The organism is Pseudomonas sp. JQ36 (assembly GCF_053851495.1).
This window is the reverse complement of record NZ_CM132642.1, coordinates 5702634-5717235: the sequence shown is the minus strand read 5'-3', so window position 1 is coordinate 5717235 and position 14602 is coordinate 5702634. Positions and strand designations below refer to the sequence as shown.

Below are 14602 nucleotides of genomic sequence, written 5' to 3'. Positions count from 1 at the left end.
GTGCTCCATCATTCTTATTCGGCTGATTCCACGGCTGCGAGCATACGCACCACATCTACCGTTTCCGCCACATCATGGACGCGCAATATACGCGCTCCGTTAATCGATGCCAGTGCCGCGAGAGCCAGACCGCCATGCAGACGCTCGCCCACTGGGCGGTTCAAAGCCAGGCCAATCATGCTTTTGCGCGAGACGCCGACCAACAGCGGACGCCCCAGCACATGCAGGGCTTGCATATGCTTGAACAAACTCAGGTTGTGCTGCAGAGTTTTCGCGAAACCGAAACCGGGATCAAGAATGATCCGCTCTGCAGGAATACCCGCCGCCGCACATTGAGCCATGCGCTCTGCCAGAAATTCACCCACTTCCCGGGTAACGTCCTGATAATGCGGATTGTCCTGCATGTCACCCGGCTCGCCGAGCATGTGCATCAGGCAGACCGGCAACCCGGTCGCCGCAGCCGCATCCAGCGCGCCATCGCGGCGCAGCGAGCGCACATCATTGATCAACCCGGCACCCAGGCGCGCCGTTTCGCGCATCACCGCAGGTGTCGAAGTATCGACCGAGATGACCACATCCAGCTCGCGATTGATCAGCTCCACGATCGGAGCTACGCGCTCCAGCTCCTCCAGCGGCGAAACCGCTCGAGCGCCAGGCCGGGTCGATTCACCGCCGACATCGATCAGCGTCGCACCAGCAGCCACCATGGCTTCAGCGTGACGCAAGGCCACGTCGAGCTGGCTGTACCGGCCGCCGTCGGAAAAGGAATCGGGAGTGACATTGAGAATGCCCATGACGTGCGTCCGGGCCAAATCAAGAACCCGGTTGCCGCAAGGCAACCGGGTCAGGGACTGTACAGAAGTCATTTCAAACCTTAAACGTCAGCAGCCGGACCGCCGATCGGTGTTTCAGGACGCTCATCCTGGATCACCGGAGGCGGAGGCGTACCCGCGCCACCAGTCCAGTCACGCGGCTCACGAGGCGTACGACCCGCCATGATGTCGTCGATCTGCTCGGCATCGATGGTTTCGTACTTCATCAGAGCATCAGCCATGGCATCGAGCTTGTCACGGTTGTCCGTGAGGATCTGCTTGGCCGTGCCGTAGCACTGATCAATGATGCTGCGCACTTCGGAGTCGATCAGCTTGGCTGTCTCACCGGAGAAGCTTGCGGCCTGACCGCCACCACCGCGACCGAGGAACACTTCGCCCTCTTCTTCCGCGTACATCAGCGGACCGAGTTTTTCCGACAGGCCCCACTTGGTCACCATGTTCCGCGCAATCTGACTGGCACGCATGATGTCGTTGGACGCGCCGGTGGTCACACCATCGAAACCAAGGGTCATTTCTTCGGCGATACGGCCACCGTACAGCGAGCAGATCTGACTGATCAGCGCACGCTTGGAAAGACTGTAGCGATCCTCTTCCGGCAGGAACATGGTCACACCCAGCGCACGACCACGCGGAATGATCGAAACCTTGTAGACCGGATCATGCTCAGGCACGACGCGACCGACGATGGCGTGGCCCGCTTCGTGATAAGCGGTGTTCTGCTTCTCTTTCTCGGACATGACCATGGATTTGCGCTCGGCGCCCATCATGATCTTGTCCTTGGCCAGTTCGAACTCTTTCATTTCGACGATGCGTTTGCCGCTACGTGCAGCGAACAGCGACGCTTCGTTGACCAGGTTGGCCAAGTCGGCACCGGAGAAGCCCGGGGTACCACGTGCGATAACGGCCGGAGCAACGTCGTCACCCATTGGCACCTTGCGCATATGAACCTTGAGGATCTGCTCGCGACCACGGATGTCCGGCAGGCCAACAACTACCTGACGGTCGAAACGGCCCGGACGCAACAGCGCAGGGTCGAGAACATCAGGGCGGTTGGTGGCAGCGATCACAATGATGCCGTCATTCATTTCAAAGCCGTCCATCTCCACCAGCAACTGGTTGAGAGTCTGCTCACGCTCGTCGTGACCGCCGCCCATGCCGGCGCCACGGTGGCGACCGACGGCGTCGATTTCGTCGATGAAGATGATGCACGGGGCGTGCTTCTTGGCCTGCTCGAACATGTCGCGAACGCGGCTTGCACCAACACCCACGAACATTTCAACGAAGTCGGAGCCGGAGATGGTGAAGAACGGCACCTTCGCTTCGCCGGCAATCGCCTTGGCCAGCAAGGTTTTACCGGTACCCGGAGGACCGACCATCAATACGCCGCGAGGAATACGTCCACCCAGGCGCTGGAACTTGCCCGGATCACGCAGGAACTCAACCAGCTCGCCAACTTCTTCCTTGGCTTCGTCGCAACCGGCAACGTCAGCCAAAGTGGTTTTCACCTGATCTTCGGAGAGCAGGCGTGCCTTGCTCTTGCCGAAGCTCATTGGCCCGCCCTTGCCGCCGGCACCGCCCTGCATCTGGCGCATGAAGAACATGAACACCGCGATGATCACCAGGATCGGGAAGCTGGCCACCAGGAGCTGAGTCCAGATGCTTTGCTGTTCAGGCTGCTTGCCTTCAACCACAACGTGATTGTCAACCAGGTCGCCGATCAGGCCGTTGTCCTGGATCGCCGGACGAATGGTCTTGAAGCTGTCGCCATCGTTGCGCTTGCCGGTAATCACATAGCCATCAACAGCTACGCGCTCGACCTTGCCATCCTTGACCTGCTGGATGAAGTCGGAATAGTTGAGGGTCTGCGGCTCGTTAGGGCTGGAGAAGTTGTTCATCACCGTCACGAGGACTGCCGCGATGATCAACCACAGGATCAGATTCTTTGCCATATCGTTCAATTAACTACCCTCTGAAGCAAGCTCCGCTACTGGCGCGCGCTTCGCATGATATTCACCGGCCTAACTTACTACATTACCTACAACTCTGGCAGGCGCCGTCTGTAACCCTTTGTGAAACACTTTCTACACAATATTCGCTTATGCACGCAGGGCAAAATACGAAAAACCTATCGCCCCGCCAAAAAACCTCGTTTTACTCGTTACCACCGCGGTAACCCCAGGCCAGCATATATTGCTCGCGGGAGCTGCCACGGGAAGAATCCGGCTTGATCATCTGGATCTTGTCGAATTTCTTGCGAGCATCCTTCAGGTATACATCGAAACCTTCACCCTGAAAGATCTTGATCACGAAATTGCCACCCGGCTTGAGTATCCGTTCCGCCAGATCAAGCGCCAGTTCGCAAAGAAACATGGCTTTCGGCATATCCACTTCAGGCGTACCACTCATATTGGGGGCCATATCGGAAATCACAAGGTCCACCTGCGAATTACCCACAGCCTCAAGAATCCGCGCGAGCACTTCATCCTCGGTGAAGTCACCCTGGATGAATGTCACGTCCGGAATGCTGTCCATTTCCAGAATGTCCGAAGCGATCAGACGCCCCTGACCGCCAATCAACCGACTGGTGACCTGCGACCAGCCGCCGGGCGCTGCGCCCAGGTCGACAACGCTCATGCCGGAACGGATCAGCTTGTATTTCTCCTGGATCTCCAGAAGCTTGTAACTCGCACGCGAGCGGTAGCCATCCTTCTGCGCCTGCTTCACATAAGGATCGTTGACATGTCGTTTCAGCCAACCAAGGCTTGTCTTGGAACGCGCCATTGGGCACCTCGATGATTAGGGTCGTGATTAATTGGGCGGATCCACGAACCCTCGGGTAAAATGGCCGCCATTTTACAGAATCCAGACGAAAGGGTCAGATTATGCCGCTCACTCCAGAGCAGAAGAAACAGTACAAATCCATTGGCCACCACCTGAAACCGGTTTTGACGGTGGCGGACAACGGTCTGACTGAAGGTGTATTAGCCGAACTTGAACGCGCCCTGGCGGATCACGAGCTGATCAAGATCAAGCTCAACATCCTCGATCGCGAGTCGCGCCTGGCGCACATTGCAGAGCTGTGCAAGGTCGGCAAGGCTGACTTGGTTCAGGTCATCGGCAAGATGGCACTGGTTTATCGCAAGAACTTCAGCGTCAACAAGCAGCTGTCGAACGTTCATCGCTTCAAGTGATGACAAGGGTCAAGGGTGTGCTTCGCGCACCCTGCCACTCCATCCCGGCAGCGGTTGCAACACCAGCACCACACCGGAAAAGCCCAACACCAGAAAACTGAATTCCTGCCAGCGCTGCGCTTCCGGCCAGCCGACATGCACTGCAATAAACATCGCACACGCATACAACGCCATCAGCAACACCTGCCCGCGAAAATCCCGCCATAGACTGCCAAGGCCATCGGCCTGTACCAGCACCAAAGCCTGAAAAGTCACGCATGCCGCGGCAAAACCCACCAACGGCACTTCGAATGCATCGGCAACCTCATCGATCAGCAACGGCGCCAGGCCAATCTTGCCCAACACCGGTCGCAAACCAAGATGAATCAACCAGAAGCCGCCGACCCACAACATCTGGGTCAGCTGCCAAAGCATGGCGCCCGCACGTAGCGGGCGCCTGCCTTCAGATGTGACGGACTTCGACAATCTCGTACTCGATAACGCCACTCGGCGTTTTCACGGCAACCACATCACCCTCTTCCTTGCCGATCAAGGCACGGGCCAAAGGCGAGCCGACCGAAATCTTGCCGAGTTTGAAGTCAGCCTCATCCTCACCCACGATGTGGTAAGTGACGCTCTCATCAGTCTCGACGTTGGCGATTTCGACGGTAGTACCGAAGATCACTTTGCCGGTGTGCGGGATGGTCGTGACGTCGATGATGACCTGATTCTGAATCCGGCCTTCGATGTCACGGATCCGCGCCTCGACCATGCCTTGCTGTTCGCGCGCGGCATGGTACTCAGCGTTTTCCTTCAGGTCACCCAACTCACGGGCCGTACCAATGTCCTGGCTGAGCTTCGGACGAACGACCTTGGTCAGATGAGCGTGTTCTTCTTCCAGGGCTTTCGCGCCCTGGACGGTCATTGGATATTTGATCATGCCTTCAATCCTGCGTGTAGATCCTGCAAGCGGCGCACGGTCTTCTCGGGACCGAACTTCAGCGCTTCACAGATAGCTTCGCCCGCAGCAATGGTGGTGGTGCAGTAGATCTTGTGCTGCAGGGCATTACGACGAATGGAGTAGGAATCAGCGATCGACTGACGGCCTTCGGTGGTGTTGATGATCAGGGTGACTTCGTCATTCTTGATCATGTCGACCACGTGCGGACGCCCCTCGGTCACCTTGTTCACACGGCGCACTTTCAGGCCTGCGGCTTCGATCAGCTTGGCAGTACCGGCAGTGGCGACCACTTCAAAGCCCAAGTTGATCAGATCACGGGCCACGCCTGCAACCAGCGGCTTGTCATCGTCACGCACGCTGATGAACGCGGTACCGCCGGTCGGCAGCACTTCGCTGGCGCCCATTTGGGCCTTGGCGAATGCTTCACCGAAGGTGTCGCCGACACCCATCACTTCACCAGTGGACTTCATCTCTGGGCCGAGGATCGGGTCAACGCCAGGGAATTTGGCGAACGGGAACACCGCCTCTTTCACACTGTAGAAGTTCGGGATGATTTCCTTGGTGAAGCCGATTTCCTTCAGGGTCTTACCGGCCATCACGCGAGCAGCGATCATTGCCAGGGAGACACCGATGCACTTGGACACGAACGGCACGGTACGCGAAGCGCGCGGATTGACTTCGATGACGTAGATGTCTTCGCCCTGCAGCGCCAGTTGCACGTTCATCAGGCCGACAACGCCCAGTTCCAGGGCCATTTTCTTGACCTGTTCGCGCATCTCGTCCTGGATGTGCGCCGGCAGCGAGTACGGCGGCAGCGAGCATGCGGAGTCACCGGAGTGAACGCCTGCCTGTTCGATGTGCTGCATGATCGCGCCGATCACCACGTCTTTGCCGTCGCAGACCGCATCCACGTCCATCTCGATGGCGCAGTTGAGGAAGTGGTCGAGCAGCACCGGGCTGTCGTTGGACACTTGCACCGCATCACGCAGGTAGCGCTTGAGTTCGTCTTCCTTGTAAACGATTTCCATCGCGCGGCCGCCCAGTACGTAGGACGGGCGCACCACCAGCGGATAACCGATTTTCGCGGCAGCGCGAACGGCTTCGTCTTCGCTGCGCACGGTGGCGTTTGGCGGCTGACGCAGGTTCAGGCGCTCGACCATTTGCTGGAAGCGCTCACGGTCTTCGGCGCGGTCGATGGCGTCAGGGCTGGTACCGATGATCGGCACGCCAGCGGCTTCCAGGGCACGCGCCAGTTTCAGCGGAGTCTGGCCGCCGTACTGGACGATCACGCCTTTTGGCTTCTCGACGCGGCAGATTTCCAGTACGTCTTCCAGGGTTACCGGCTCAAAGTACAGACGGTCGGAAGTGTCGTAATCGGTGGAAACGGTTTCCGGGTTGCAGTTGACCATGATGGTTTCGTAGCCGTCTTCGCGCAGTGCGAGGGCGGCGTGTACGCAGCAGTAGTCGAACTCGATGCCCTGGCCGATACGGTTCGGACCGCCACCCAGAATCATGATCTTGTCGCGACCGGACGGTGCGGCTTCGCACTCTTCCTCGTACGTCGAGTAGAGGTACGCGGTGTCGGTGGCGAACTCGGCAGCGCAGGTGTCAACACGCTTGTAAACCGGGAACACTTCCAGTTTTTGACGGTGAGTACGCAGGTTCTTCTCGGTCACACCCAGCAGCTTGGCCAGACGCTGATCAGAGAAGCCTTTGCGCTTGAGCTTGAACATCAGGTCGCGGTCGATGGCGGACAGACCGAGGGTCTTGACCTTCTCTTCTTCCTTGATCAGATCTTCGATCTGCACCAGGAACCACGGGTCGATCATGTTCATGCCGAAAATGTCTTCGACGGTCAGACCAGCACGGAACGCGTCCGCCACGTACCAGATACGCTCGGCGCCCGGCACGGTCAGTTCGCGCTTGAGGATGCTCATGCTTTCCGGGTTGCTCAGATCGAGCTTCTCGTCCAGACCACAAACGCCGACTTCCAGACCGCGCAGGGCTTTCTGCAGGGATTCCTGGAAGGTACGGCCGATGGCCATGACTTCACCCACCGACTTCATCTGAGTAGTCAGACGGGCGTCAGCCTTGGCGAATTTCTCGAAGGCGAAACGTGGCAGCTTGGTCACGACGTAGTCGATCGACGGTTCGAAGGACGCCGGAGTCTTGCCGCCGGTGATGTCGTTCGACAGTTCGTCGAGGGTGTAGCCCACAGCCAGCTTGGCCGCGACTTTGGCGATCGGGAAACCGGTGGCTTTCGAAGCCAGTGCCGAGGAACGCGATACACGCGGGTTCATCTCGATCACGACCATGCGGCCGGTGTCCGGGCAGATACCGAACTGCACGTTCGAACCGCCGGTCTCGACGCCGATCTCGCGCAGTACCGCCAGCGAGGCGTTACGCAGGATCTGGTATTCCTTGTCGGTCAGGGTCTGTGCCGGAGCCACGGTGATCGAGTCACCGGTGTGCACGCCCATCGGGTCGAAGTTTTCGATCGAGCAGACGATGATGCAGTTGTCCTTTTTGTCGCGGACAACTTCCATCTCATATTCTTTCCAGCCGATCAGCGATTCGTCGATCAGCAGCTCTTTGGTCGGCGACAGGTCCAGACCGCGGGCGCAGATTTCTTCAAACTCTTCACGGTTGTACGCAATACCGCCACCGGTGCCGCCCATGGTGAAGGACGGACGGATGATGCACGGAAAACCCAGACGCTCGAGGACGGCGTTGGCTTCTTCCATGCTGTGGGCGATACCGGAACGCGGGCATTCCAGACCGATGGACTTCATGGCCTTGTCGAAACGCGAGCGGTCTTCAGCCTTGTCGATGGTGTCGGCGTTGGCGCCGATCATTTCCACGCCGAACTTTTCCAGAACGCCTTCGCGCTCCAGATCCAGGGCGCAGTTCAGTGCAGTCTGGCCGCCCATGGTTGGCAGCACTGCATCCGGACGCTCTTTTTCGATGATCTTGGCCACGGTCTGCCATTTGATCGGCTCGATGTACGTGGCGTCAGCCATGTCCGGGTCGGTCATGATGGTGGCCGGGTTGGAGTTCACCAGGATGACGCGGTAACCCTCTTCGCGCAGGGCTTTGCAGGCCTGGGCGCCGGAGTAGTCGAATTCGCAGGCCTGGCCGATAACGATCGGGCCAGCGCCGAGAATCAGGATGCTTTTAATGTCTGTACGTTTTGGCATGGGTTTGTCACTCAAATCCGCAGGTCAGTCGGCAAGCCGTCTTGATCGATTTCTGAAGCCCTGAGGGGCGCCACCGGTGTCGGGGCCGCCCTCGAGGGCTTCTCGCTACAGTCTCAAGGCGAACGCTTAGCGTCGCTTGGCCATCTCGTTGATGAAGCGGTCGAACAGGGGCGCCACATCGTTCGGGCCCGGGCTCGCTTCAGGGTGGCCCTGGAAGCTGAACGCGCTCTTGTCGGTGCGCTCGATGCCTTGCAGGGTGCCGTCGAACAGCGATTTGTGGATCGCACGCACGTTGGCCGGCAGGGTCGCTTCGTCAACCGCGAAACCGTGGTTCTGGCTGGTGATCATTACGACGCCAGTGTCCAGATCCTGTACCGGGTGGTTGGCACCGTGGTGGCCGTGGCCCATTTTCAGGGTCTTGGCGCCGGAGGCCAGAGCCAGCAGCTGGTGACCGAGGCAGATACCGAAGACCGGAATTTCGGTTTCCAGCACTTCCTTGATCGCCTTGATCGCGTAGTCGCAAGGCTCCGGGTCACCAGGGCCGTTGGACAGGAACACGCCGTCCGGCTTGAGTGCCAGCACGTCGGCAGCCGGAGTTTGCGCCGGAACCACGGTGACGCGGCAGCCGCGCTCGACCAGCATGCGCAGAATGTTCAGTTTGACGCCATAGTCGTAGGCAACCACGTGATATGGCAGCTCGGACGCTTCGATGGTCGCGTGGCTGTCGGTCTTCAAGTCCCAGACAGTGGAGCGCCATTCGTACTTTTCCTTGGTGCTGACGACTTTCGCCAGATCCATGCCCTTCAGGCCCGGGAAGCCTTGCGCGGCAGCGATTGCAGCTTCTTCGGAGATGTTGTCGCCGGCCATGATGCAGCCGTTCTGTGCGCCTTTTTCACGCAGGATGCGGGTCAGGCGACGGGTGTCGATACCAGCGATTGCCACAACGTTGTTGGCTTTCAGGTAGTCGGACAGGGACATCGTGTTACGCCAGTTGCTCGCTACCAGCGGCAGGTCACGGATAACCAGGCCAGCGGACCATACGCGGTCGGACTCGGCATCTTCCGGCGTGGTGCCGGTGTTGCCGATGTGCGGGTAAGTCAGGGTAACGATCTGTTGGGCGTAGGAAGGATCGGTAAGGATTTCCTGATAGCCGGTCATTGCGGTGTTGAACACCACCTCACCAACGGTTTGACCGTCGGCTCCAATGGCTTCGCCGCGAAAAATGCTGCCATCAGCAAGGGCGAGTATGGCTGGCTTAGTCAAGAAGACCTCCCGTAAATAACGCATGAAAGGGCAATCGCAGGTTGTAAAAAAGCGGAGTGACGTATGGACACGTCACCCCGCTTCTTCACTGAATTATTCTGCGCGCTTTTAGTGGACACACTAAAGCTGTAGCTTACAGAAAAAGGCTTTTTTGGTCCACCGCTAAAGAGCCTAAAAGGCCGGAGAATGCGACAGGGCGTCGCGCGGCGTAGAAAAACCAGCGCAAACCGGGCGTTTGCGCTGGGTAAAAGCAGTCAATCAATGCAGCGCAAGCACATCCTGCATGTCATACAGACCCGGCTCGCGAGCATCCAGCCACAACGCCGCACGCACTGCGCCCTTGGCGAATGTCATGCGACTGGAAGCCTTATGCGTGATCTCCAGGCGCTCGCCCTCACAGGCGAACAGCACGGTGTGATCGCCGACCACATCACCACCACGCACGGTAGCGAAACCGATGGTTTCCCGCTCTCGCGCGCCGGTATGGCCTTCACGACCATAGACCGCAACCTTCTGCAGATCACGATCCAGCGCATCGGCGATCACTTCACCCATGCGCAGGGCAGTGCCCGAAGGCGCGTCAATCTTGTGCCGGTGATGCGCTTCGATGATTTCGATGTCGGCATCATCGCCCAGCACCCGGGCGGTCATTTCGAGCAGCTTCAGTGACAGGTTGACCCCGACGCTGAAGTTGGCCGCGAACACGATCGGAATATCCTTGCCCGCCTCGGCCAGCAGTTGCTTCTGCGCAGCGTCGAGACCGGTGGTGCCGATAACCATGGCCTTGCCGGCCTTGCGGCAAAACGCGAGGTTTTTCAGCATGACTTCCGGCAGGGTGAAGTCGATCAGCACATCAAACTCTTCAGCTACCGACTCGAGGTTGCCGGACAACGGCACACCGATGCGACCCAGCGAAGCCAGCTCACCGGCGTCCACCCCGATCAGCGTACTGCCGGGACGAACGATCGCCGCGGTCAGGCCGGTCAGCGGCGCGCGCTGTTGCACGGCCTCGACCAGAATCTTGCCCATGCGCCCGGCGGCGCCCATCACAGCTATACGTCGCATGCCGACTCCTTACAGATCGCCGAAGAAGCGCTTCACACCGTCGAACCAACCGGTGGTTTTCGGCGAGTGGCTGTTGTCGTCCGCCAGCGAGCTGCGGAATTCTTCGAGCAGTTCGCGCTGACGACGATTCAGATTGACCGGGGTCTCGACCGCTACACGGCACATCAGATCGCCCGCACCACCGCCACGCACCGGCGCCACGCCTTTGCCGCGCACACGGAACTGCTTGCCGGTCTGGGTGCCCTCAGGGATTTTCAGTTTGACGCGACCGTCGAGGGTCGGGATTTCCAGCTCGCCGCCGAGCGCCGCATCAACGAAGCTGATCGGCACTTCGCAGAACAGATGTTTGCCATCGCGCTGGAAGATGTCGTGCTCGCGCACGTTGATCACAACGTACAGGTCGCCAGTCGGGCCGCCCTGGGTGCCCGCCTCGCCCTCGCCAGACAGACGAATGCGGTCGCCGGTATCAACGCCAGCCGGCACTTTGACCGACAGGGTTTTGTACTCTTCGACGCGACCGTCGCCGTGGCAGGAATCGCACGGATCGGAAATGATCTTGCCCTGGCCATGGCAGCGCGGGCAGGTCTGCTGCACCGAGAAGAAGCCCTGCTGCATGCGCACCTGACCGATACCGCCGCAGGTCGGGCAGGTCGATGGCGACGAGCCTTTCTTCGCGCCGGAACCATCGCATGGCTTGCAATTGACCAGCGTCGGAACGCGGATATTCACGGTAGTGCCACGCACCGCTTCTTCCAGATTCAGCTCCAGGGTGTAGCGCAGATCGCTGCCACGCTGGGCGCCGCCACGGGAACCGCCACGACCGCCACCGAAGAAGTCACTGAAGACATCGCCAAAGATGTCCGAGAAATTCTGCCCGCCGAAACCGGCGCCACCGCCACCCATGCTTGGGTCGACGCCAGCATGACCGTACTGGTCGTACGCCGCGCGCTTGCTCGAATCGGACAATACTTCGTAGGCCTCGTTGGCCTCTTTGAACAGTTCTTCCGACGCTTTGTCATCGGGATTACGGTCCGGGTGATGCTTCATCGCCAGACGACGATAGGCCTTCTTCAGGTCTGCATCGCTTGAACCACGCTCTACACCCAATACTTCGTAATAGTCACGCTTTGCCATAAGTCTTTTGCACTCTTGAGGACGTTCGGCAAACCCCTCCTGAGGATGGCCAAACTCGTTGAGCCCCAATACAGGCCCGGACCCAACTCACGTCAATTCAACGATCCTGGTCTTTGTTTCATTTGGTACTTGCGGCGCGAAAAGCAGGAGCATTCCCGGCCATACCAGCAGCAGGCGAACCTTGTCGCATGCTGTAAAAATTCGTGTATTCCAGATACGCCAACGCGGGAGCAAGCTCCCGCGCGGCGACATCCTACCAGTCACCGCCGCAAGGCAGTCAACCGGCCGACCAACAACTTACTTGTGGTCTTTGACTTCTTCGAACTCGGCATCGACAACATCGTCAGCCTTTTCAGCTTTCTCGTCGTGCGGTGCCGCGCCTTCAGCAGGCTGAGCCTGTTCGGCGTACATCTTCTGAGCAACCGGAGCCGAGACTTTCGACAGCTCTTCGATCTTCGCTTCGATGGCAGCCTTGTCGTCGCCTTTCACAGCGGCTTCCAGTGCAACCACAGCTGCTTCGATCGCGGTCTTCTCTTCAGCGCTGACCTTGTCGCCCGCTTCGGTAACCATTTTGCGAGTCGAGTGAACCAGTGCATCACCCTTGTTACGGGATTCAGCCAGCTCAGCGAACTTGCGGTCTTCCTCGGCGTTCAGCTCGGCATCGCGAACCATCTTCTGGATTTCTTCATCCGACAGACCGGAGTTGGCCTTGATGGTGATCTTCTGCTCTTTACCGGTCGCCTTGTCTTTCGCACCAACGTGCAGGATGCCGTTAGCGTCGATATCGAAGGTCACTTCGATCTGCGGCACGCCACGTGGAGCTGGTGGAATGTCGGCCAGGTCGAACTTGCCCAGGGACTTGTTCTGTGCGGCTTGCTTACGCTCACCTTGCAGAACGTGAATGGTCACGGCGCCCTGGTTGTCGTCGGCAGTCGAGAACACTTGCGATTTCTTGGTAGGAATCGTGGTGTTTTTCTCGATCAGCGCGGTCATCACGCCACCCATGGTTTCGATACCCAGGGTCAGCGGGCTGACGTCGAGCAGCAGAACGTCTTTCACGTCACCGGCCAGAACGGCGCCCTGAATCGCAGCACCCATGGCAACCGCTTCGTCCGGGTTCACGTCCTTACGTGCTTCTTTACCGAAGAAATCGGTCACCAGCTTCTGTACCAGCGGCATACGGGTCTGACCGCCGACCAGAATCACGTCGTTGATCGCGCCAACGTCGATACCGGCGTCTTTCATGGCGATGCGGCAAGGTTCGATGGTGCGCTGAACCAGGTCTTCAACCAGTGCTTCGAGCTTGGCACGCGAGATCTTCACGTTCAGGTGCTTAGGACCGGTGGCATCTGCAGTGATATACGGCAGGTTGACGTCGGTCGACTGCGCGGACGACAGCTCGATCTTGGCTTTCTCAGCGGCTTCTTTCAGGCGCTGCATGGCCAGCGGGTCGCCTTTGAGGTTCATGCCGCTTTCTTTCTTGAATTCGTCGACGAGGTAGTCGATCAGACGAATGTCGAAGTCTTCACCGCCGAGGAAGGTGTCACCGTTGGTGGCCAACACTTCGAACTGGTGCTCGCCGTCAACTTCAGCGATTTCGATCACGGAAACGTCGAAAGTACCGCCACCCAGGTCGTAAACGATCACGGTGTGATCGCCCTTGGCCTTGTCCATACCGTAAGCCAGAGCAGCTGCGGTTGGTTCGTTGATGATACGTTTAACGTCCAGACCGGCGATGCGGCCGGCGTCTTTGGTCGCCTGACGCTGGCTGTCGTTGAAGTAGGCCGGAACGGTGATCACCGCTTCGGTCACAGGCTCGCCGAGGTAGTCTTCGGCGGTCTTCTTCATCTTCTTCAGAATTTCAGCCGAGATTTGTGGCGGCGCCATTTTCTGGCCGTTCACTTCAACCCAGGCGTCGCCGTTGTCAGCCTTGGCGATTTTGTATGGGACCATCTTGATGTCTTTCTGTACGACTTCTTCGTCGAACTTGCGACCGATCAGACGCTTCACCGCGTACAGGGTGTTGTGCGGGTTGGTCACTGCCTGACGCTTGGCCGACTGACCAACGAGGATTTCACCATCGTTGGCGTAAGCGATGATCGACGGCGTGGTGCGCGCGCCTTCGGCGTTTTCGATAACTTTGGCTACGCCGTTTTCCAGCACGGAGACGCAGGAGTTGGTAGTCCCCAGGTCGATACCGATAATTTTGCCCATGTTCACTCTCCCGAAACTTTGGATTTTGTTGCCGCAGCAGTGGTGGCTAACTGCGGTAATACTTAAACGCTTGACTTCTAAATGGGGGCCTTGCGGCTAATTTCAAGCCTTCTCGTCAATCGAAGGCGAAATTGGCGCCGGCGCCTTGCTGACCACAACCATGGCCGGACGCAACAGGCGACCGTTGAGCTGGTAGCCCTTCTGGAACACCTTCAGAACGCTGTTCGGTTCTACGTCGGCGCTTTCCTGCATGGCCATCGCCTGATGGTGAACGGCGTTGAATGGTTCGCCATGCGGATCGATCGCTTCAAGCTGATAACGCTTGAGCGTGTCATGGAACATTTTCAGGGTCAGCTCGATACCTTCGCGCATCGGGCGGATGCTTTCGTCGTCCGGGCTCGACAGCTCGAGGCCGCGCTCCAGGCTGTCGACGATCGGCAGCAGGTCACCGGCGAATTTTTCCAGCGCAAATTTGTGCGCCTTCTCGACATCCTGCTCGGCACGGCGGCGGACGTTCTGCAGATCGGCAGCTACGCGCAGCGACTGATCCTGCGCGGCGGCCAACTGCTCTTCGAGCACTTGTACACGGGTCGCCAGGTCGTCACCCGAAGTCTCGGGCGCCTGATTGGCTTCTGGATTTTGCGTATCTACTGTCTGTTCGTCAGCCATAGAATTCTCCTTTCAATTACGTCCGCGAGCTGTACTCGCGCTTCTGCCCCGATATATGGGGCCGCAAAATCAGGCTTCAAGGGCCTGCAATGATTA

Annotated in this window: 12 protein-coding genes; 1 reads left to right on the top strand and 11 read right to left on the bottom strand. The window is 58.7% G+C overall.

The features are described from left to right. Positions 1–14 precede the first annotated feature (14 nt). From folP to rlmE, 3 genes are all read right to left on the bottom strand, one after another. On the bottom strand, positions 15–866 hold the full coding sequence (gene folP / locus ACS4NR_RS25745; protein WP_456018665.1) for a dihydropteroate synthase: 852 nt from the start codon (positions 864–866) through the stop codon (positions 15–17). A gap of 8 nt (positions 867–874) precedes the next feature. Then, complete coding sequence (gene ftsH, locus ACS4NR_RS25740; RefSeq protein WP_456018664.1) at positions 875–2782, bottom strand: ATP-dependent zinc metalloprotease FtsH; 1908 nt, start codon at positions 2780–2782, stop codon at positions 875–877. A 202-nt stretch (positions 2783–2984) separates the two neighbouring features. Next, a complete protein-coding gene (gene rlmE / locus ACS4NR_RS25735; RefSeq protein WP_003221536.1) occupies positions 2985–3614 on the bottom strand; it encodes a 23S rRNA (uridine(2552)-2'-O)-methyltransferase RlmE in 630 nt (209 codons plus the stop codon). A gap of 101 nt (positions 3615–3715) precedes the next feature. Between rlmE and ACS4NR_RS25730 the strand changes: the two genes are divergently transcribed. After that, positions 3716–4024, top strand: coding sequence for a YhbY family RNA-binding protein (locus ACS4NR_RS25730; RefSeq protein WP_003221534.1), 309 nt, complete (start codon positions 3716–3718; stop codon positions 4022–4024). A 9-nt stretch (positions 4025–4033) separates the two neighbouring features. Here ACS4NR_RS25730 and ACS4NR_RS25725 read toward each other — a convergent pair whose 3' ends face one another. The 8 genes from ACS4NR_RS25725 to grpE all read right to left on the bottom strand — a co-directional run bounded on the left by ACS4NR_RS25725 (position 4034) and on the right by grpE (position 14506). Continuing rightward, entirely contained in the window at positions 4034–4438 is a 405-nt protein-coding gene (locus tag ACS4NR_RS25725) for an MFS transporter (protein ID WP_166496150.1), read from the bottom strand. Positions 4439–4466: 28 nt separating this feature from the next. After that, a complete protein-coding gene (gene greA, locus ACS4NR_RS25720; protein WP_003221530.1) occupies positions 4467–4943 on the bottom strand; it encodes a transcription elongation factor GreA in 477 nt (158 codons plus the stop codon). Then, complete coding sequence (gene carB, locus ACS4NR_RS25715) at positions 4940–8161, bottom strand: carbamoyl-phosphate synthase large subunit (protein ID WP_086793704.1); 3222 nt, start codon at positions 8159–8161, stop codon at positions 4940–4942. Before carB ends, greA begins: the two co-directional genes overlap by 4 nt. 126 nt (positions 8162–8287) lie before the next feature. Then, positions 8288–9424 carry a glutamine-hydrolyzing carbamoyl-phosphate synthase small subunit gene (carA, locus tag ACS4NR_RS25710; RefSeq protein WP_027610776.1) on the bottom strand — a complete coding sequence of 379 codons (1137 nt, stop codon included), beginning with the start codon at positions 9422–9424 and terminating at the stop codon, positions 8288–8290. A 258-nt stretch (positions 9425–9682) separates the two neighbouring features. After that, complete coding sequence (dapB, locus tag ACS4NR_RS25705; protein WP_456018663.1) at positions 9683–10489, bottom strand: 4-hydroxy-tetrahydrodipicolinate reductase; 807 nt, start codon at positions 10487–10489, stop codon at positions 9683–9685. A gap of 9 nt (positions 10490–10498) precedes the next feature. Continuing rightward, positions 10499–11623 carry a molecular chaperone DnaJ gene (gene dnaJ / locus ACS4NR_RS25700; RefSeq protein ID WP_003221522.1) on the bottom strand — a complete coding sequence of 375 codons (1125 nt, stop codon included), beginning with the start codon at positions 11621–11623 and terminating at the stop codon, positions 10499–10501. Between the two features lie 297 nt (positions 11624–11920). Continuing rightward, entirely contained in the window at positions 11921–13837 is a 1917-nt protein-coding gene (gene dnaK / locus ACS4NR_RS25695; protein ID WP_003221521.1) for a molecular chaperone DnaK, read from the bottom strand. 102 nt (positions 13838–13939) lie between these two features. Continuing rightward, positions 13940–14506: a nucleotide exchange factor GrpE gene (grpE, locus tag ACS4NR_RS25690; protein ID WP_007961425.1), complete on the bottom strand. Its 567-nt coding sequence runs from the start codon at positions 14504–14506 to the stop codon at positions 13940–13942. Between the last annotated feature and the right edge of the window lie 96 nt (positions 14507–14602).